The organism is Sneathiella glossodoripedis JCM 23214 (assembly GCF_000616095.1).
Taxonomy (GTDB): domain Bacteria; phylum Pseudomonadota; class Alphaproteobacteria; order Sneathiellales; family Sneathiellaceae; genus Sneathiella; species Sneathiella glossodoripedis.
Genome location: NZ_BAMS01000003.1, coordinates 130,642 through 151,564, shown reverse-complemented (window position 1 = coordinate 151,564; position 20,923 = coordinate 130,642). Strand labels below are relative to the sequence as shown.

General features: G+C 47.8%; 16 protein-coding genes and 1 pseudogene. 6 read left to right on the top strand and 11 right to left on the bottom strand.

The window, feature by feature from the left end:
- Positions 1 to 152 precede the first annotated feature (152 nt).
- The 4 genes from JCM23214_RS12950 to JCM23214_RS22615 all read left to right on the top strand — a co-directional run bounded on the left by JCM23214_RS12950 (position 153) and on the right by JCM23214_RS22615 (position 4,733).
- On the top strand, positions 153 to 2,138 hold the full coding sequence (locus JCM23214_RS12950) for a TrlF family AAA-like ATPase (RefSeq protein WP_025899306.1): 1,986 nt from the start codon (positions 153 to 155) through the stop codon (positions 2,136 to 2,138).
- Positions 2,139 to 2,244: 106 nt separating this feature from the next.
- Positions 2,245 to 2,448 carry a mercury resistance system transport protein MerF gene (gene merF, locus JCM23214_RS12945; protein WP_025899305.1) on the top strand — a complete coding sequence of 68 codons (204 nt, stop codon included), beginning with the start codon at positions 2,245 to 2,247 and terminating at the stop codon, positions 2,446 to 2,448.
- Positions 2,439 to 2,645 (top strand): GDCCVxC domain-containing (seleno)protein, encoded by a 207-nt coding sequence (locus tag JCM23214_RS26295; RefSeq protein WP_304945158.1) that lies wholly within the window; start codon positions 2,439 to 2,441, stop codon positions 2,643 to 2,645. The genes merF and JCM23214_RS26295 overlap by 10 nt, the downstream gene beginning before the upstream one ends.
- A 120-nt stretch (positions 2,646 to 2,765) precedes the next feature.
- Entirely contained in the window at positions 2,766 to 4,733 is a 1,968-nt protein-coding gene (locus JCM23214_RS22615) for a methyl-accepting chemotaxis protein (RefSeq protein WP_051548168.1), read from the top strand.
- A gap of 104 nt (positions 4,734 to 4,837) precedes the next feature.
- On the opposite strand, the gene JCM23214_RS20755 is transcribed toward JCM23214_RS22615, so the two are convergent.
- Both JCM23214_RS20755 and JCM23214_RS22610 read right to left on the bottom strand, forming a co-directional pair.
- Positions 4,838 to 5,161: an RES domain-containing protein gene (locus tag JCM23214_RS20755; RefSeq protein WP_025899304.1), complete on the bottom strand. Its 324-nt coding sequence runs from the start codon at positions 5,159 to 5,161 to the stop codon at positions 4,838 to 4,840.
- Positions 5,155 to 5,412: an RES family NAD+ phosphorylase gene (locus tag JCM23214_RS22610; RefSeq protein ID WP_025899303.1), complete on the bottom strand. Its 258-nt coding sequence runs from the start codon at positions 5,410 to 5,412 to the stop codon at positions 5,155 to 5,157. The genes JCM23214_RS20755 and JCM23214_RS22610 overlap by 7 nt, the downstream gene beginning before the upstream one ends.
- 128 nt (positions 5,413 to 5,540) lie before the next feature.
- Between JCM23214_RS22610 and JCM23214_RS12925 the strand changes: the two genes are divergently transcribed.
- Positions 5,541 to 6,404, top strand: coding sequence for a DMT family transporter (locus tag JCM23214_RS12925; protein WP_025899302.1), 864 nt, complete (start codon positions 5,541 to 5,543; stop codon positions 6,402 to 6,404).
- A gap of 56 nt (positions 6,405 to 6,460) precedes the next feature.
- On the opposite strand, the gene JCM23214_RS12920 is transcribed toward JCM23214_RS12925, so the two are convergent.
- From JCM23214_RS12920 to JCM23214_RS12880, 8 genes and pseudogenes are all read right to left on the bottom strand, one after another.
- On the bottom strand, positions 6,461 to 8,155 hold the full coding sequence (locus JCM23214_RS12920; protein ID WP_037493647.1) for an ABC transporter substrate-binding protein: 1,695 nt from the start codon (positions 8,153 to 8,155) through the stop codon (positions 6,461 to 6,463).
- A 75-nt stretch (positions 8,156 to 8,230) separates the two neighbouring features.
- Positions 8,231 to 8,512, bottom strand: a complete 282-nt coding sequence (locus tag JCM23214_RS12915; protein WP_025899300.1) for a DUF2160 domain-containing protein — start codon at positions 8,510 to 8,512, stop codon at positions 8,231 to 8,233.
- 14 nt (positions 8,513 to 8,526) lie between these two features.
- The gene (locus tag JCM23214_RS12910) at positions 8,527 to 9,342 is read right to left on the bottom strand and encodes a carbohydrate ABC transporter permease (protein WP_025899299.1); all 816 of its coding nucleotides are present in this window, start codon (positions 9,340 to 9,342) and stop codon (positions 8,527 to 8,529) included.
- Between the two features lie 26 nt (positions 9,343 to 9,368).
- Complete coding sequence (locus JCM23214_RS12905) at positions 9,369 to 10,256, bottom strand: carbohydrate ABC transporter permease (protein ID WP_025899298.1); 888 nt, start codon at positions 10,254 to 10,256, stop codon at positions 9,369 to 9,371.
- Between the two features lie 2 nt (positions 10,257 to 10,258).
- A complete protein-coding gene (locus tag JCM23214_RS12900; protein WP_025899297.1) occupies positions 10,259 to 11,332 on the bottom strand; it encodes an ABC transporter ATP-binding protein in 1,074 nt (357 codons plus the stop codon).
- 1 nt (position 11,333) lies between these two features.
- Positions 11,334 to 12,421 (bottom strand): annotated as a pseudogene (locus JCM23214_RS26755) (ABC transporter ATP-binding protein).
- Between the two features lie 21 nt (positions 12,422 to 12,442).
- Positions 12,443 to 13,948: a glycerol-3-phosphate dehydrogenase gene (gene glpD / locus JCM23214_RS12890; RefSeq protein WP_025899296.1), complete on the bottom strand. Its 1,506-nt coding sequence runs from the start codon at positions 13,946 to 13,948 to the stop codon at positions 12,443 to 12,445.
- A 430-nt stretch (positions 13,949 to 14,378) separates the two neighbouring features.
- Positions 14,379 to 15,080, bottom strand: coding sequence for an SDR family oxidoreductase (locus JCM23214_RS12880; RefSeq protein ID WP_025899295.1), 702 nt, complete (start codon positions 15,078 to 15,080; stop codon positions 14,379 to 14,381).
- Positions 15,081 to 15,193: 113 nt separating this feature from the next.
- Between JCM23214_RS12880 and JCM23214_RS12875 the strand changes: the two genes are divergently transcribed.
- Positions 15,194 to 16,093, top strand: a complete 900-nt coding sequence (locus JCM23214_RS12875) for a LysR substrate-binding domain-containing protein (protein ID WP_025899294.1) — start codon at positions 15,194 to 15,196, stop codon at positions 16,091 to 16,093.
- Here the strand turns inward: JCM23214_RS12875 and JCM23214_RS12870 are convergent.
- Complete coding sequence (locus JCM23214_RS12870; RefSeq protein ID WP_025899293.1) at positions 16,090 to 20,745, bottom strand: FecR domain-containing protein; 4,656 nt, start codon at positions 20,743 to 20,745, stop codon at positions 16,090 to 16,092. The genes JCM23214_RS12875 and JCM23214_RS12870 overlap by 4 nt on opposite strands.
- Positions 20,746 to 20,923 lie beyond the last annotated feature (178 nt).

Below are 20,923 nucleotides of genomic sequence, written 5' to 3'. Positions count from 1 at the left end.
TTCTGAACCCGACACAATAAGACGGTTAAACCAAGACAGAACCAAGTTCTTAAGCCAGTTGTCAATTGATCAAGTTGAAGGGTATGACGACAGTAATGGTCAATGGTTTAAGGACGTAAAAATTCCTTTGAACCCAGAGTTGACAGCAATAATTGGTAATAAGGGCAGCGGCAAAAGCGCTATTGTTGATATTTTTGGGTTTATTGGGCGACAGTCGTCAAGAAGACTACTTTTCTTTCTTAACAGATAATACAAAAAGCAAAAAATTTAGGCAACGTGGGTATGCGGAAAATTTCACGGCATCAATTACTTGGCAATCTGACAAGGTGATAGAAAAATCACTCAATGAAAAGTGTGATCGAAACAAGCCCGAAGCTTTAGAATATTTACCTCAAAATTATTTTGAACAACTGACCAATGAAATAGAAATCGAACAGTTTAGAAATGAAATTGAAAATGTCGTTTTTTCACATGTTGATGACACCGAAAAACTTGGCAAATCTTCATTCGCTGAGTTAGAGGAAGAAAAAACTCAACAAAGTAAAGTTGAAATTAGCTCTCTGAAACGACAACTGCGAGAACTGAATATTGAAATTGTTGATTTGGAAAGGCAAAGTTCTCAAGAATATAAAACACAGATTATAGCTCAAATAAAGGCAAAAAATGAAGAGTTAGAAGCATTAGAGGCCGCCAAGCCGAAAGAAATTGAAAAGCCTAACGAAGAAACGGGAGAGCAAAAAAAGCTAACTGATAAAATTAGAAGGCTAAGTGAGATTCATACCGCGATTAGTGAAAAGGGTAAGGCATTAACCGCAGTTTTAACCAATAAAAAATCTAAACTTCAAAAGGCGGTTACTCTAAAGGAAAGATTGATAAATCTTGATGCAACTTTCAAAAATGAGATTACGCAACTACTACCTTCTCTGGAAGAATTAGAGCTGGATTTAGCAAATATAGTTCAGCATCGCCTGGATACAGAAGCGATAGATCGAAAAATTGATGAAATTCAGGAACAAATAGTAGCTTATGAAACTGAGAACACACTTCAGTTCTCAACCGAAATGAACTTGGACCAACTAAAGACTATCCCAGATCTGAAAAATGCCTATCGTTTTTTTGATGATGAAATCAATCAACTCAAAGAAAAGCTCGGTACACCTCAGCGAAAATATCAGTCATATTTAGATCGCCTGAATACTTGGAGAGCAATGCGAAATGAAATACTTGGTGATGACGAGGCCCCATCAGCAAACACTTTGAATTGGTTAAGAAGGCAATTAAAGGAAATTGAGGAAGACCTAGAAGGTAATTTAAATCGCTGTTATAAAAAACGGGGAGACATCGTTAAAAGTATTTACAGTAGCAAAAAAGAGTTTTTACAGTTCTATCAAAATCTAAAGAGTAGTGTTGAGGGGCATCTCAATGCAGTACGTACTGGTGGCTTCGGTATCGAAATTCAGGCTTCGTTTGTTTTGAATAAAGATTTCCAACGAGAATTTCTCAATCATATCAATCAAAGAAAACGCGGCCCATTTAGAAACAACTCAGATGCGATATCAAAATTGAGAACATATGTAAGTGACACAAACTGGAATAATCCTGATGCAATATTGGATTTTTGCAATCAGATATTGACCGATATGCGGTCTGAAAACCCTGATTTGAGTGACCAGACATACGATCTCAAAGGGTTTTATGACTTTCTATTTTCGTTCGATTACCTTTCGTCGAAATATGAGCTGCGACTTGGAGATAAAAATCTAAATGAGTTATCCCCCGGTGAAAAAGGTTTATTATTATTGATTTTTTACCTCCAGCTTGATCGAAAGAATACCCCACTTATCATAGATCAACCTGAAGATAACCTTGACAATGAAAGCATATTCAAAGTTTTGTCTAACTGCATTAGAGAAGCAAAAAAGCACCGCCAAGTAGTAATGGTAACGCATAATCCTAATTTGGCGGTAGGATCAGACGCAGAGCAGATCATATACGTTAATCTGGACAAGGCTAATAACTACAAATTTTCATACGAGACCGGCTCAATTGAAAACCCCAGTATAAATAAGAGAATTGTTAACATTCTTGAAGGTTCACAACCTGCATTTATAAAAAGGCGACTAAAATACGGTATTTAGATCCAGCCAGCATTTGCCCCAATGGTCACGTAAATTTGACGGGCTTCAATTGGACAGCCATGCGACAATCAGGTTACTTTCAGATCCACACGTGACCGAGCACAAAATGAAGCGACGTAAACAGCAGACAGTTGGTATTGTGGGAAGCCTTCTAACGGCAATTTGCTGCTTTACGCCAGTTCTGGCGATTTTAATGGGAGCGATTGGGCTTTCATCTCTGTTGGGTTGGCTGGATTATATTCTTTTGCCCTTGCTTGTAATTTTCATCGGTATTCTGGGACATAGCTTGTGGAGACTAAGATCAAACTGACATCGATACTCACCTGCCCGGAATGTGGTCACAGCGAACAGGAAACGATGCCCACTGATGCCTGCCAGTTTTTCTATGACTGCAAAAATTGCGGGGCTCTTTTAAAGCCTTTAAAGGGTGACTGTTGCGTTTTCTGTTCCTACGGGGATACTGCCTGCCCACCAATTCAATCAGGTGAAGGCTGCTGCGAGCCGTGAGACACGGTTTGCACTTGATCCAACATCACACCACAGATGCCAGCCAAATTCGGAAATCCCCAAGCCTGTTAACAAAACTGTAATTATTTTTCCTAATATTAGGAGTTTATTTTATGGTTAATGACTTTTCATGGGAAAAGGCGGCCAAACGGCGCAGCAAAGGCACCACATATGTCTATTCGAAAAAAATTGATTTACCTCATCACGATCCTGCTCACGGCGACGGTTTTGATCGCCGGCACAGCCAGCTACATACAAATGCGGTTTCTGGTTTCCGATCGGCTGTATGAAAATGAGCTCCCTGCCGTCGTTAGCTCCATTCGAAACAGTATCGAGAAAAAACTCATCGTGTATCTGACAGCATCACAAGGCATTGCCAGCAACAGCTACGTTCGTGATTGGTTTGCCGGTGGGGAAAGCGAAGAAGGCATTGAAAAATGGGCGCAATATGCCGCGCGGCTGGTCAAAGATGTGAATGCGTCCAGCGCCACACTCGCCTCCAACGTGACACGGAAATATTATGACCAGGGCGGCTATAATCAGGCCGCCAGTGAAAATATGAAATACTGGTTTGACGGCTTCATCTCCAGAGGTCAGCCCTATGAAATGGTTCTTGATAAAAGCGACTCCACTGGCAATGAGTGGAAAATCTTCACCAATGTCCGTGTTGATATTGATGGCAAGCAGGCCTCGGTTGGTCTTGGCGTGGATGCGAAACAGATCGCACAGGATATTGCCGCCATCAAGGTTGGCGAAAGCGGGTATGTCTGGCTCACGACGAAAGAAGGTGTGTTCAAGCTGCATAGTGATGAAAGTCTTATAGGCTCCACCAACATTTCCGACATCGAAGGGATGAATGAGGTTGCCGCTGAATTGCTGAGCGGTGGGGATGGCGAGGTTAAACTTGCCACATATGACGGCGCAAATGGGGAGATGATTGTAGGGGCATCCTGGATACCCTCCATTCAATCCTTCGTTTTTGTGGAGATCCCCTCCAGTGAGGTTTACGGCGCGATCAATGCGAGCATGCTTCTGACTTTGTTGCTGGTTCTGGTCATTCTGGGAGGCGCCATTTTCGTGACCTTCAAACTGGCCCGGCAGATTTCGGATCCGATCAAGGACGTTACCGATGTTGTGGGAGAGCTGGCCGGTGGCAATACCGATGTCGTTGTACCCCAGCAGGATCGCGAAGATGAGATCGGTGACATTGCAAAAGCCATCGAGGTCTTCAGAAACGGGATTATTGACAGGCGCCTACGCGAAGAGGAACAGCGCGCAGCAGAGGAAAAAGCCCGGCAGGAGAAATTGATTGCCGAAGAGAAAGCCCGCGAAGAAATGCAGGTCGCCGAAGAGCGCAGCCGTCAGGAACAACAGCGCCTGCTGACTGAAATGGCTGACAATTTTGAAGTCAATGTTGGCAGTGTGGTTCAGGCAGTCTCCGACGCGACAACTGAACTTTCCAACAGTGCAACATCCATGACGCGAACCGCTAATAACACGCTGGAGAAAACAACATCTGTGGCGGCTGCCTCCGAAGAAGTTTCCCGCAATGTGCAGACTGTTGCCTCCGCCACCGAGGAGCTTACCGCTTCCAGTACGGAAATCAGCCATCAGGTCAATCAGTCAACAAATGTGGCGCGCAAAGCAGTCTCGGAAGCCTCCACCTCCCGCGAGAGTATTGAAAGTCTGGTCGAGGCAGCGCAGAAAATTGGCGAGGTTGTGAATATCATTACAGATATCGCCGAGCAGACCAATTTGCTGGCCCTTAACGCCACGATTGAGGCTGCCCGTGCGGGTGAAGCAGGCAAAGGCTTTGCGGTTGTTGCAAGCGAAGTTAAGAACCTCGCCAACCAGACGGCCAAGCAACCGAAGATATCAGCAGCCAGATCGCCGGCATTCAGGCCTCCACAGGTAATGCGGCCAACTCGATTGAAAATGTCAGCAGCACCATCAATCAGATTGAGGAGATCGCCTCATCGGTCGCAGCAGCCGTTGAACAGCAGACGGCCGCCACCAAGGAAATTGCCCGCAATATTGATCAGGCGGCAGCGGCCACGCGGGATGTCTCCTCCACAATTGGCGGTGTAACGCAGGCATCACACGAGGTTGAGGATATCGCCAAAAACGTTCTGGACGCCGCGAAGGCTCTTGATAGCAATTCGGGTAACCTTAAATCTGAAGTGCAGAAATTCCTAGAACAGGTCAGAGGCTAAGCGGTTATCTGTAATCCAGTGACAGGGTAATCGGCTCAGGCTCGCCGATCTGCTGAACACTGGGGCTCCCGCCTGGTTCCAGCGAAACAGGGTAATGTGCCAAAGACCCGGCCGGCGTCTTGACGGGTCGATAAGCCCGTCATAGCCCATTGCCCTGATGTCATCCGCAGCCGACCAGCTTTTGGGCTCCCTGCCCGCCCGAAAGTCAGGCTGCCACGGATGGCCCGCCCGCGCGTATAATTCGGCATGTTCCGCGGCTCGCAAATCCAGCAGTTTGCAAGCCCCGACGCGAAACCTTAACAAGGCTCGCGAGGATCATCCGCTCGAACATATTCGCCAATTGCAACCCTTGCAGCCTCTTCATCTGGTGACAGATAAAGCGCATCCTGCCCCTTCCTGTTAAATCGGGCAGCAGGCCGTGCTGGATCATTCTGGCGCAAAACAGTATGCGTCTGATCTGCATAGGCAATTTTGACGAATTCTCTTTCAATCATTTTTGAAATAACAATAAATTGGCATGTCTGTTCGGAATGGATTTCGAAATAGAAAACCATGTTACTTCGCTTGTGTAAATACAATTGCGGCGAGCCCGGTTCAGTTACCCCCGCCAAATGAGGGATTGCGAAGCCGCTTTTTTATGAGATGATGGCGCCTGTTTTTGTTTGATATACAAGAGTTTTTAATGACAGTAAGCCCGTCCTCGCCCGCCTCGACCATTCTTCTCACCAGTCTGGCCATGATCGCCTTTGCAGCCAATTCAGTCCTTTGCAGGCAAGCGCTCGGCGATGGTCATATTGATGCGGCCAGTTTCACAACTCTTCGCATGTGTGCCGGCGCCGTGACGCTCTATTTTATCCTCAAAATGCGGGGCGATGCTCTGGCCATCAAAAAAGCAAATTGGAAAAGCGCCGCCGCCCTATTTGTCTATATGGCTTTTTTCTCCTTTGCCTATATCTCGCTGGGCGCAGGAGCAGGAGCATTACTGCTCTTTGGCGCTGTGCAAATTACCATGTTCGCCGCCGCCATCAAGGCAAGGGAGCATTTCTCGGCTCTTTCGTGGGCAGGGCTTTTTGCAGCGATCGGCGGCCTCGTTTATCTGGTGTCACCGGGGGTCAGTTCACCAGATGCGCTCGGGGCGACGCTCATGGTTATTGCTGGCATTGCATGGGGCCTCTATTCGCTACAGGGCAAGGGAAATACCAATCCGTTGCAGGCAACCGCTCAAAATTTTCTAATCGGAATACCGCTTGTATTGGTGACAAGTCTCCTGTTTTCAAGCGAACTTGATTTTACCACCAGCGGTATCTATCTGGCGTTGGCATCCGGTGCGCTGGCATCGGGTTGCGGCTATGTAATCTGGTATGCCGTCCTGCCACATTTAACCTCAGGGCGGGCTGCAACCGTTCAACTCACGGTCCCGGCGATCGCGGCCTTGGGCGGCGCGGTATTTTTATCCGAGCCTTTCACAATGCGCCTCATTATCGCATCCATTGTCACTCTTGGCGGTGTTGCTATTGTCCTTAGCCAACGGGCCCGAAGCACCTGACAAAAAAAGAGCCGGGAAAATTCCCGGCTCTCTCTTTTACATGTAAAGCGATTGACTTACTGCCAGCTTTTGATCAGCTCGTCATAGTTCACTGTAATTGGTTTTGGTTTCTCGTTAGCCAGTTTGGCTTTTGGTGCACCAGGCTGGTTGAGCCAGTATTCTGGGTCTTTTTCTTCATTCAGCTTTGGACCAATGTCACCCTGTACGCCTGCGCGTTCAAGACGTGCCAGAACTTTTTCCTGAGCAGCACAAAGAGCGTCCATTGCTTCCTGTGGTGTTTTCGCACCTGAAGAAGCGTCACCGATATTCTGCCACCACAACTGTGCCAGTTTTGGATAATCTGGAACGTTTGTGCCGGTTGGTGACCACTGAACACGTGCAGGTGAACGATAGAATTCGATCAGACCACCCAATTTAGGAGCACGCTCGGTGAAGCTTTCGTGCTGGATTGTAGACTCGCGAATGAAAGTCAGACCAACATGTGATTTCTTCACGTCAACAGTTTTGGAAGTCACGAACTGAGCGTACAACCAAGCTGCTTTCGCACGATCAACCGGAGTAGACTTCATGAGTGTCCATGAACCGGCATCCTGATAACCAAGCTTCTGGCCTTCTTCCCAGTAAGCACCACGTGGAGATGGAGCCATCCGCCATTTTGGTGTTCCATCTTCGTTTACAACTGGAATACCTTCTTTCACCATATCTGCGGTGAAGGCTGTGTACCAGAACATCTGCTGAGCGATGGAGCCCTGCGCAGGAACCGGACCAGCTTCACTGAAGACCATACCCGCAGCTTCTGCTGGCGCGTATTTTTTCAGCCATTCAATGTATTTTGTGATCGCATAAACAGATGCAGGACCGTTGGTGTCACCACCACGGGCAACACAAGAACCAACTGGTTGGCTTTTTTCGTTTACACGAATGCCCCATTCATCCACTGGCAGACCATTTGGCTCGCCCTTGTCGCCGTTGCCAGCCATTGAAAGCCACGCATCGGTAAAGCGCCATCCCAGTGAAGGATCTTTCTTACCATAGTCCATGTGACCATAGACTTTCTGACCGTCGATTTCACGACCTGTGAAGAACTCTGCAATGTCTTCATAAGCTGACCAGTTTACTGGAACACCCAGCTCGTAGCCGTATTTTGCCTTGAAGTCTGCTTTGTTTTTCTCGTCGTTGAACCAGTCGTAGCGGAACCAGTAAAGGTTCGCGAACTGCTGGTCAGGAAGCTGATAAAGCTTTCCATCAGGACCGGTTGTGAATGAGCTTCCAACGAAGTCTTCCAGATCAAGTGTTGGTGACGTAACGTCTTTACCTTCACCTGCCATCCAGTCTGTCAGGTTGCGAGCCTGCTGGTAACGCCAATGAGTTCCGATCAGGTCAGAGTCGTTGATGTAACCGTCATAGATGTTTTCACCGGTCTGCATTTGTGTCTGCAGTTTTTCAACAACGTCACCTTCACCGATAAGGTCATGTGTAACCTTGATACCAGTGATAGCAGTAAAGGCAGGCGCCAAAACTTTGGATTCATATTCATGAGTTCCAATTGTTTCGGAAACAACCTTGATTTCCATTCCTTTGAAAGGTGCAGCCGCGTCGATGAACCACTGCATTTCTGCTTTTTGGTCCGCAGCTGAAAGTGATGAAAGACCACCAATTTCTTCATTGAGGAACTTTTCGGCAGCAGCCATATCGGCTTTTGCCGCTGTCGTTCCAAGCACCACAGCTACAAGTGCTGAAGTGGCTAGCATATACTTACGCATTGTTAGACCTCCCTGTGTAAGTATTCAGTTGATGACCAATTAATTGGTCAGGTTTTTTTGATCTTACACCCAACGAAATACGCAGATTGCGTAAATCAGTGAAAGACCAAGGGCCCACCAGAGATCGGGACCAACAAGTCCCAACCAAGCCAGGTGAATAAACGCACTGCCAAGCAGTGACAAAAACAGTCGATCGCCACGGGTTGTCTCGAACCGCAGAATACCAACACGCGGTGAACCGCCGGGTTTTGCGTATTCCCAGACCCCCATGAGGATCAGTAAAAATATAATGGTTCCGAAGAAAAGTGCCGTTGGAACTGTCCAGGCCATCCATGAAAGATCCATGATTGTCTCCTCTTCTAAACCCGACCGAGGGCAAAGCCCTTGGCGATGTAATTACGGACAAAATAAATAACCAGCGCGCCCGGAATGATCGTCAGAACGCCAGCCGCTGCCAGCACTCCCCAGTCCAGACCAGAAGCTGAAACCGTGCGGGTCATTGTGGCTGTAATTGGTTTTGCATCTGTAACCGTCAATGTTCTGGCAAGCAGCAGCTCAACCCACGAAAACATGAAGCAGAAAAAGGCTGCAACACCAATACCTGATGCCGTAAGGGGCATGAAAATTTTCACGAAAAATCGTGGGAATGAATACCCATCGATATACGCGGTCTCATCGATTTCCTTCGGCACACCGGACATGAAGCCTTCCAAAATCCAAACTGCCAGCGGCACGTTAAACAGGCAATGGGCAAGTGCCACTGCAATATGCGTATCGATCAGGCCAAAGGCTGAATAAAGTTGGAAAAAGGGCAAGGCAAATACTGCAGGCGGTGCCATACGGTTGGTCAACAACCAAAAGAACAGATGCTTGTCCCCTAAAAACCGGTACCGCGAAAACGCATAGGCAGCCGGCAGCGCCACAAGAATGGTGATAACCGTATTCAACACCACATAAATCATGGAGTTGATATAGCCGTTATACCAGCTTGGATCCGTCAGGATCACCGCATAATTGGCAAGAGTTGGCGCCTCTGGGAACAAAGAAAACGTCGACAGAATTTCCTGATTTGTCTTAAAGCTCATATTCACGAGCCAATAAATCGGCAAAAGCAGAAATATGATGTAGAGCGTTGGAACCAGCCACTTGAAATTTGCACCGCGGGTCGTTCTCATCCCACTCGTAAGTGAAGTTGTGCTCATTAGTCCTGCACTCCTTTTTCAGGGGCATCTGCATCATAATTCGTCATAACTGTGTAAAATGCCCAGGAAACCAGTAGAACAATTAGGAAATAGATAATTGACATTGCTGCTGCCGGACCAAGGTCGAATTGGCCGATCGCCATTTTAACCAGATCAATCGACAGAAATGTCGTGGAGTTACCGGGGCCGCCACCTGTCAAAACAAATGGTTCTGTATACACCATGAAACTGTCCATGAAGCGCAGCAATACGGCAATCAGAAGAACCCTGTTCATCTTAGGCAACTGAATGTAACGGAAAACCTTCCAGCGCGAAGCACCGTCAATACGGGCCGCCTGATAATAGGCTTCGGGAATGGATACAAGCCCGGCATAACTTAAGAGCACAACAAGACTTGTCCAGTGCCACACATCCATCACAATGATGGTAATCCAAGCGTCAACCGCGTTATTTGCGTAATTATAGTCAATACCCAGATTAGCAAGAGTATATCCCAAAAGACCAATATCTGCGCGGCCAAATACCTGCCAGATCGTCCCGACCACATTCCACGGAATAAGGAGCGGCAGCGCCATTAATACAAGGCAAACAGGCACCCAGATGCCTTTTTTAGGCATGGTCAGGGCAATAGAAATTCCCAGAGGGATCTGAATGAGCAGAATAATCGCTGAGAAAGCCAAATTCTTGAGCAATGCATCATAAAAGCGGCTGGAATGAAGCACTTCACGGAACCATTCCGTTCCCGCCCAGAAGAACTGATTATTACCAAATGTATCCTGTACGGAATAATTGACAACGGTCATCAATGGAATGATTGCGCTGATCGCCACAAGGAAAAAGACCGGCAGCACCAGAAACCAGGCTTTGTTATTGAATGTTTTTTCCATGATTACACGCCCTCCCTGACAAGGTGAGAGTCCCGGTAAATATTGATCCGTGATTTGTCCAGAATTGCCCGTGGCTCTGCTGGAACGGATTGACCTTCAGGAATAACAGCATCAAGAGCTTGTCCTTCAAGCTGCGTGCGAACGATTTTGTATCGGCCGATGTCTTCTACAGCGGTAACCTGAACCGGAACTCCCAAAGGATCATTCCCCAAGGACACAAATTCAGGGCGAATGCCCAATTCAATGGTGCCATCAAGGTCCGGATAGGATTTCCCAAGCTCAATGACATGTGAGCCCAGCTTCGCCTGATTTTTCTGCAAATCAGCGGTCAAGACATTCATGCCCGGTGAGCCGATGAAATATCCAACGAACGTGTGTGCAGGCTCATCGAAAAGCTCTTCAGGTGTACCGATCTGCACCACTTCACCTTCATACATAACCACGACCTTGTCTGCAAAGGTCAGCGCTTCGGTCTGATCATGCGTGACATAGATCATTGTATGTTCGAACTGTCGGTGCAGCTCTTTCAGCTTCGTGCGCAACTGCCATTTCATATGTGGATCAATAACCGTAAGCGGCTCATCGAACAGGATTGCGTTTACATCATGGCGAACCAGTCCTCTACCGAGCGAGATTTTTTGCTTCTCGTCCGCAGTCAGGCCCCTCGCCTTACTGTTTGCTTTGGATCCAAGCTCCAGTATTTCAAGCATCTCTGAGACACGTTGGTCAATCTCGGACTTTGCCACCTTCCGATTAACAAGCGGAAATGCAAGATTTTCGGCAACTGTCATTGTGTCATAGATAACAGGGAACTGGAAAACCTGAGCAATATCACGATGCTGAGGCTGCAATTGTGTCACATTCTGCTCATTAAACAGAATATTACCTTTCGATGGAACCAACAGGCCGGAGATAATATTCAGCAGAGTTGTCTTACCGCAACCCGAAGGTCCAAGCAGAGCATAAGCCCCTCCATCATCCCAAACATGATTGATTTCCTTCAGCGCAAAATCTGCATCTGATTTGGGAAATGGCATATATGAATGAGCAAGGTTTTCTAACGTTATTTTAGCCATCTCAGCTCACCTCCGAATTTGCAAAAGAAGGTGCCAGCACAAGTTGATTATCTTCGTTGAAAATGAAGAAATGAGAAGGGTCTAAATAAACAGGAATTTCGTCACCAATTTCAACGCGGTGAACACCATGCGTTAGCGCCACCCATTTATACCCGTTCCGCTCGATGTGAATGAAGCTTTCAGAGCCGGTAATCTCCGTTGTAGAAACACTCGACATCACCATCAAAGCATTCGCATCAGGCTTTCCAAGTTGGATATGGTGCGGGCGAATACCAATTTTGTACCTGCCGGTTTGAAGCGCAGCGACCGGACCTGCAACAGATATTTTCTCACCATGAAAATCCATGACGCCATTTTCGATCATAACTTCAAAGACATTCAACGGCGGATCAGAGAAGGTCTGCGCCGTAATCATGTCCACCGGATTGTTATGAACCTGAATGGAAGGGCCAAACTGTGTAACGCGCCCTTCAGACAGCGTCGCGGAATTACCGCCCAATAGCAACGCTTCATGTGGCTCGGTAGTAGCATATACAAAGATCGCACCGGTTTCCGCAAAAATACGAGGCAGTTCAACGCGCAGCTCTTCACGCAACTTGTAGTCAAGATTGGCAAGTGGCTCATCAAGCAGTACCAGCTCCGCATCCTTGACCAACGCGCGGGCCAACGCTGTCCGCTGCTGCTGTCCACCAGACAGATTAAGCGGTGTCCGATCCAGATAAGGGGTGAGTTTCATCAACTCCGCCGCGGATTTAACACGGGTATCGATGGTTGCCTGATCCACACCGGCAATTCGCATGGGAGATGCAATATTCTCATATACAGTCATCGCGGGATAATTAATGAACTGTTGATACACCATTGCAACATTCCGCTTTTGCACAGGAACACCAACAACGGATTTTCCATCCATCAACACATCACCTGATGTAGCTTGTCCAAGCCCGCCATCAACCGCATCAGCGTCGTCTTACCCGATAGCGTAGGGCCAAGGAGGACGTTCAAAGAACCCTTCTCCAGCTTCAGAGAAACATCACTAATGTGATAGTCTTCCCCCACCCTCTTGCTCACATTCTTCAATTCAAGCATTCATATTCACCAATGAGCAGCCTAGACTGCCGCTTTATTTTCTTCGATCCACTGACCAAGTCTGGAAATTTGTTGTTCAGTCAAGCGCAGTCCAAGTTTGCTTCGCCGCCAGACGATATCCTCTGCAGTTCGTGCCCACTCATACTTGACAAGATACTTTACTTCTCGCTCACTCAGACCGGCTCCGAAGTCCTCTCCCAAATCAGCCACCGATGTTGCGCCTTGCAGAATTTCCAAGGTTTTTGTTCCATAGGAGCGAACGAGACGCCAAACGGTATCACGCTCCAGGAAAGGAAACTGTAACGCATATTGATCAACAACGTCACTGAATTTTTCGGGTTCGAATTCACCGCCGGGGAGTTTGGCATTGCCAGTCCATTTCGGCCCCTTTGCGCCAATAGCCTCTTCCACTTTTTCAAGCATGGATTCAGCAAGTCGCCGGTAAGTCGTAATTTTACCGCCAAATACATTGATCAGTTTTGGCTGGTCAGCGTCACCATCCGCTCGCAACACATAATCCCGGGTTGCTTCCTGGGCTTTGGACGCACCATCATCATATAGTGGCCTTACCCCGGAATACGTCCAGACCACATCGTCCGCCTTGATTTCTGTTCGGAAATATTCACTTGCCGCGGCACACAGATAAACTGTTTCCTCATCTGCAATTTTGATATCGTCCAGACTGCCGTCAAAATCATGATCTGTGGTACCGATCAGCGTAAAATCCTGCTCATAAGGGATGGCAAAAATAATACGATCATCAGCATTTTGGAAAATATAGCAGCGATCATGATCATACAGCTTTGGAACGACAATGTGGCTTCCTTGTACAAGCCGCACATTTTGTGCCGCCTGATCAGCCAACGGCAACTTCAGCACCTCATCAACCCACGGACCTGATGCATTGATAAGCAGCCTGGCCGTAACGGTTTTTTCTTCACCACTGTCATGGTTCAGTGTTGTAACTTCCCAAACGCCATTATTTCGTACTGCCCGAATACAACTTGTTCGTGTTTGAATGACAGCTCCTTTATTGGCCGCATCCATCGCATTCAGAACAACCAGCCGGGAATCGTTGACCCAACAATCAGAATATTCGAAAGCCTTTTTGAACTCAGGCTTCAAAGGGCTTCCTGTTACATCACTTTCAAGATTGAGTGATTTGGTAGCGAGTAATTTTTTACGGCCACCGATATAATCATAAATGAAAAGACCAAGGCGCAGCAGCCAGCGCGGACGAAGTTCCTTATGGTGCGGCAATACAAAGCGAAGCGGCCAAATAATATGAGGGGCTGCATCCCACAGAAGCTCTCTTTCACTTAAAGCTTCTCGCACCAGCCTGAATTCGTAATGCTCCAGATACCTAAGTCCGCCATGAACCAGTTTTGTGGATCCAGAAGAGGTGCCACTGGCCAAATCTTTCTTTTCGCACAGCGCCACAGAATAGCCTCGCCCGACAGCGTCACGGGCAATTCCACAGCCATTGACTCCCCCGCCAATGATGAAAATATCATAATCCACAGACAAGAACGCTTCCTCAGGTTTTCCGTATTCGTTTTTGTTTCGTTTTTCAACTTTGCGACATCAAACAGAAAGCCTTTATGAAAGTCAAACGAAAAATATTACAGAAATATTATGGTAAAAACGAAAAAAACGAAACCTCATCGCGGATTTTGTGGCGCGCCCTTGTGGTTTTCCACATAAATACCAACAGTTTCAATAATGAAGCGTTTTTCAGTTGGTATCCGCGCCCGAATTCAACAGCCGAGCTTATCTGAATTTGATACGCGTGCGTGACTTAAGAAGGATTGCGCGATAGCAAATTGAGCATGATTTTCTGATGGCCCCTGCAACTGACAAAGAATCGCTAGCAAACGTCAAAGCTGGCCTTTACAAATTAAACAAGGCCGCAACGTCTTCTCGCGCGGCCTTGGTAATTTGCTATCCCAAGATGAAACTAGACTGAACGTGTAATACCGCCGTCCACTCTCAAGTTTTGGCCCGTGATATAACCTGCGCCCGGTGACGCCAGAAATGCGATGGTTTCTGATATTTCATCGGTCTTGCCATACCGGCCCATGGGAACACGGTTTTTAAACTCCTCTTTTTCCGGCAAGCTGTCGATGAACCCCGGCAACACGTTATTAATTCGCACATTGTCAGGCGCATATTTATCAGCAAATAACTTCGTATAAGCCGCCAGTCCTGCGCGGAAAACCCCGGATGTGGGAAATACCGGATCAGGCTCGAACGCGGCAAATGTGGAAATATTGATGATCGAGCCGGATTTCTGCGCCACCATGATTGGCGCCACAATGCGAATTGGGCGTACCGCACTTAAGAAATAGACATCCATCCCCGTATGCCAATCCTCATCGGTAAGCTCAAGTATGGGGGCCCTTGGACCATGCCCGGCGCTATTTACAAGCACATCAATTCGTCCCCACTTCTGCAGTGTGCGATCTACCAGAGTCTGAATATCCTCGTTGGACTGATTGCTCCCTGTGAAACCGATACCGCCCAGCTCATTTGCCAGCGCCTCCCCCTTCCCTGAGCAGGAAAGAATGGAAATTTTATATCCATCCTCATGCAGTTTTCTGGCGGCACCTGCCCCCATACCACTGCCACCCCCGATTACCACAGCCACTTTTTCTGCCATTTCTAACACTCCTGTTCCTTGCGATCATTTACCGGATAATATTTCACAGTTCATTTGCCATCACTAACCAGAAATAGTAGCCTCACCCTATAGAAAAACTATAGGGTACACATATGCCAGCCCCGTCAAAATTGCCGCCATTAAATGCGTTGAAAGTCTTCGAAATTGTTGCCAGAACGCTCAACTTTCGCCTCGCCGCTGAAGAGCTTGGGGTGAGCCATGGCGCGGTAGCCCAGCAGATCAAATTGCTAGAAGACCATCTTGAACTGAAACTGTTCAACCGGTTACCTCGGGGCCTCAGTTTAACGGTGAATGGCGAACAGTATTTCCCAGAAGTTCATCAGGCCTTAGAGAAAATCAGGGTTGCAACGGCCGGTTTAAACCCACAATCCAATCGCATCTGCCTCAGCATGCCTCCCTCATTTGCGAATAAATACTTTATGTCGAAACTCTCCCGCCTGAAAGAAAGCCATCCGGAATATGAGGTTCAGATCCTGGCCACGGAAACTCTTGCCGACTTTTTCGATGACGAGGTTGATATCGCCATAAGACTGACAGCCACCCCCTTTCCAGATCATTTATACGCCGAACGATTTTGCGTCGACAAACTCATCCCGGTTTGCACCCCGGAATATGGCCGGCGGAATTTGGGTAATCCGCCAGTGCTGGACCCAAACACGCTGACTTTTCTGTATGATGCACACGACCACTGGCCAGAATATTTCAAAATTTTGACTGGCAACCAGGAGTTTCATCCCCGCAACTCACTCAAATTCAATCAGACCGCATTGGCCATAGATGCCGCCATAAATGGACAGGGAATTGCGCTCGTCAGTGAAGTCCTTGTTCTGGAGGAGTTGAAAACAGGGCGCTTGATCCAACCTTTTGACGAATTCATGTTTGGGTACAATGCCTATTATCTTGTACATCTGAGAAAACGGCAGTCAGACAAGGCAATTCAACTCATTATGAGTTGGCTTCGGCACGAAACACCCATGATCAAGAATTACTAAGACTCGTCGCTCACCTGAATTCGCCCAGCAAGCGCTGCCAAATCATCTGCTCCGGGGTCTGTCATATTGTCGAAGACAACCTGCGGCCCATTCCCTGCGAGTACGGTCAAGGTCGTGACACCGCTTGCAACCTGTAATTCCCACGCGTCCCCTTCACCCCGCGCGGACGGCTCGAGGGATAAAGCGTCAAAAACCGCATCCAAATCGACGGTATCCTCTAAAACATCGAAATCCGTAATGTGGATATTGCCATCCGGATCAGCGCTCACAATAAAAGTATCAGCGCCGGCACCGCCGGTCATAACATCCTCGCCGCCACCGCCAACAAGCGTATCATTTCCATCACCGCCGATCAGGCTGTCATTGAATGCAGAACCTTCCAATAGCTGGTCTTCGCCATCAGCAAGAACTTGAGCGCCACCATCAGCGTTCTGAAAGGCAACAAGGGGAAGCGCGCCTTCATCAATGAATGAAAAGCTGAGGACAGCCTGATCAACGTCACCATCTCCATCAAGCAGGGTGTATTCAAAATCGTAAAGAGTTCCCACCGGGACACCCGCTGCCGCTTCCAGCCGATATTCCCCGCTCATATCAATGCTGAACAGGCTTCCAAATTCCAATTCTATTGCCACTGGATCGCCGTTTTGCGGAATATCAAACTCTATCTCATATTGCCCTTCGATAACTTCGCTTACCGTGGCCCCCGCGGCATTCATGGCACCCGCAAATTCGGCATTCTCTGTCTCAAAAGCAAATGAAGTCACACTTGCACCATCTGCACCGAGCTTGTCTACAATCCCGTTGCTAACGATATTTCCTTCCGCGACCTCTGGCAGGGTGGTGCTCAGAACCGCTTCCAGCTCATTTGCATCGCTGATTACCGTGGCAACTTCACCAGCATTTTCCACACGGTTAAGCTGATCCGTGCTCACGCCATCGCCTATACCAACAGCTACAACCTCAATATCGTTACCATCTACGAATTGTTGCCAGGGAACCTGCAAATTATCATCGAGTGGAACCTGACCTGACACTGGATATGGCGCACCGTCTGACAGGAAATAAACCGTTTTGCTGTAATCATCCAGATCCGGGTTATTCAGATGCGCAGTCAAAACGCCTTGCGCCCCATTGGCGTCATCCGCCAATGCCGCTTTGTAATTTGTAAGCCCGGACGGGTTCAGGTTTTCAGGATCATTAATAAACGCGATCGCATCTGAAATTGATGTTCCGCTAAAGACCAGTTCGGAGTCTGAATCAAAATCGATAACAGTAATCAAAAAGCCCTCTCCGACCTCACTATACTCAGTCAGAAGCTTAACCACAGCCTGCTTCAACACTTGCATCGTCGTTAAACTTCCGCCCCCATCCTGCGGAACGGGATTACTCATTGATAACGATGTATCAAGCACAAACACCAGATCAAATAGAGGCTTGGGAACCGTAACAATTGACTCCATATCATCAAAGGCTACAGGCGCATCATCAATTATTGAAAATTTGAATGATCCCTCATCGACACTGCCATCCTGATCCTCTGCGGCGATGCCAACCTCGAATTCAATCGCATCACGCCCCTCAAGCGGATGATCAAGAACATCTTTTAGTGTAACTGAATAGGCATAGTTTTCACCGTTGCCATTCGGGGCGAAATCCAGTGTAAAGACTTCCCTGGGCGCCCCATCAAGTGGCTGAGCAATGGCAGTAACCTGAACAGAGACCCCGTCTTCCAATGTTTCAACACTGTACTCAACAGGATCACCACGTGAAAATATTTCCGGAAACGCATCAACGTTCAACGTTAGGCTTCCCGGACCATCTCCGTTAAATGTGAGAGGGATTTCCGCCCCCGAGGTCAGGCTTTCCTTGCTATCGTCACTGCCTTGGGCAAGGTCATCTTCATTCACCGACGCATTTGCAATTGTCCCAATCTGCGGGCTGTTTGCATCAAGAACCGTGATCGATAGTGTCGCGACACTGTAATCACCATCAGCGTCTTCAAGTCTGTATACAAACTGGTCGACCACCGCTTCACTATTGTCTATTCCATCAAAAGCTTCGTATGTGTATGTGCCATCCGACTGAAGACGAAGAGTCCCATATTTTCCATAAACGTCCATAAAGCCGATTTCATTCGGGTAAACCGGCAATGCCTCGCTGTCACTGGATTTCGCGTAAACAATGGCAGTGGCATCCGCGCTTGCTGTATCAGCCACCCCATCAGTTTCATTCGCATCGCCTTCAGTTTCCAAGCCTGTCAGAACATTTCCGGTCGCAACCTGCCCTTCCTCAACCGTGTCTGCTTCGGAATTGGCTACAGGAGCGTCATCGGCAACACTCACGGTAAAATTACCGCTCGCCTCAGATCCATTCTCGTCCACTACATCAAATGCAAAGACCAGCTCTATGTCTTCGTCAGTTGGCTCTGCGTCCAGTAAATGATCAAGTGGCCCCAAAAGTTCAAACTCATAGTCTCCTTCAACCGACAATGTGACGGTGAAAATATCCAATTCACCAGCCTTACCAGTCAATTGACTGCTGCCCTGCCCGCTTAATACGACAGGGATGCCATTGCTCTGTAGTTGCAATGCATCAAATGCAGGCTGCTCTAGCGCGAACACAGCACTGGTAAGCGCTCCGGATCCCCCAGTAATACCAAGGGAGTTTGCATCCGATGTATCCGGAATAGCGTTTTCTGCCACTTCGGCATCGTCAGCTTCGCTCACCACCACCTGCGTTTCATCATCTTCCACAGTCACTGAGATACTTGACTCCAGCGTATCTGCGATCGCATTTGAGCTTGCGCCAACAATTGTAATCGTGAAGGATTGATCCCCTTGATATTGGTCATTATCAACCAAATCAATTTCTACGATAACCTCTGATCCGGCTGGCAGTCCACTCTCGCCACCATTGAAAAAGGCCGATTGAACAACCCCTTCTTCAACGCCGGTGCGCGCAGCTCCCTCTCCTTGCAGCACATAATCCACCCGAACTTCAACACCGGGTGCGACCGCCTTGTCCAAGACAAACTTGAACTGCAACACGCCATCGTCTTCGCCGACAGTCATATCACTTGGGTCTGGTGCATCTTCTGAAAAAGCAAGTGCGAATGCAGCGAACGCCGGGACAGGCGTATCAACCGGCTGAATGGAAATAACCCCGATATCGTCATCTTCAATTACAATAATCGCTGATGAGGCAAGCGGATCCAGATTTGCGTTAATGGCATCAGTTAATTGAACGATAAAAAATTCGGTATTTTCTATTACATCATCATCAAGAAGTGTAACCGAAAAACTGGCGGCTGTTTGCCCCGGCAATAGCGTAAGAATACCACCGCCATTATCCACATAATCAATATCCCCCGGCGCGCCTGTGTCCGTTGCGGTTGCCGTACCCGGAATGACTTCATAGAAAATCGTTATTGTCTCCAACGAAGGAGAGCTTAACAGAACTTCGATATTGAAGGCGCTGACTGTACTGGTTTCAGGATCGGTAATGCTGATAACCCGAACCTCCGCATCAGGTGCTTCGGGAATTCTGAAGGGGTCGAGGAAACCTCTGAGTTCGTCTTCGGTTAAATCAGTCTCTCCCAGCAGGTCTGATAAGGACAATATTCCGCCCAGACCAAGACCACTTCCCAACTCTTGGAATTGAGGTTCCTGAAACCCAGCTCCGCCGCCGGACCGACTATTGGCACCCTGCGGGCCAGCCTGTGGATTAATGGATTCTGGATCAAAATCCTCATCTTGTCCCCAATCCGGATTAATCAACTGCAGAACTTTGCCATAGGCATCGATAATCTGCTCTTCCGCCAAAACGAAAGGTTTGCTAGGTGCAATTGAAAAACTGGTTACAATCACCGATTGCTGGCTCACCGTTAGCAACTCTGAACCTGCTTCGTTGGCAACAATTATGGCGCCGCTAAACAGCGTAAATAGGGACTCTTCACCCAATTGAGCGATCTTACCACTCCAGGAAGTCCCGCGAATACCGATTGTTCCAACAGGGGTCTTGATACTGACACTTTCTGGATCATCCTTGGCAATCTTGCCACTGACAAAGGAGAAAACCCCCTGAAGCAAGGATACACCCATGCCATTACCAGACGGGTTTTCTTCGCTATAAACAAGATCGTCCATAACGGCTCGACCGCCGGGGCCCATGGAAAACTTGGTTTCATCGACAAAAGTGATGTTCAAATTTCCATCGCTGCCGGTTTCAATCACATCGCCCTTGAAAATAAAGGAGCCCGCAAATCCTTCCTCGGACGTTCCATCTGCGTGACGGATCAGGATTTCGCCGCCAGCCTCTTCGATCTGGCCAATAGGACTTTCATCTGTCAGAGTAGAACCTGATTGCGCCAAAGGCCCGGGCCCTGCCAGACGAGATACAACATCAGAGCTGAGAACAGCCCCACCCTCGGTTATCAGATTGGCTGCCGGGTAAGTGGAAAAATAATCCTTTATGACGCTAAAATCGCCAGTCTGGTCTTTGACCACCAGATCAACGCCATCGCGAACATATTCGGCAACAAGCGGCTTTAATTCACCACCCATTTGAACTGGAGAATTGCCCTCTGCCACATATTCCTTCAGGATTTTTCCGGAAATGTCACCGCTCGAGCTATTAGAGTTGAGAAAACTCATTACTTTTTCCAATCTTACTGTTCAGGCAAGCTTCACCAAAAAGAAAACAGCCCGCACAACAATTCCCTGTTGCCAAAAGGAATTCAGCAGTTCTCAAAAGATTAACCAAGTTCACATCGAAATTGATTCAATTTTACTATAAAATATGACCATTCAGTAACATAAAACCCGCCAAATT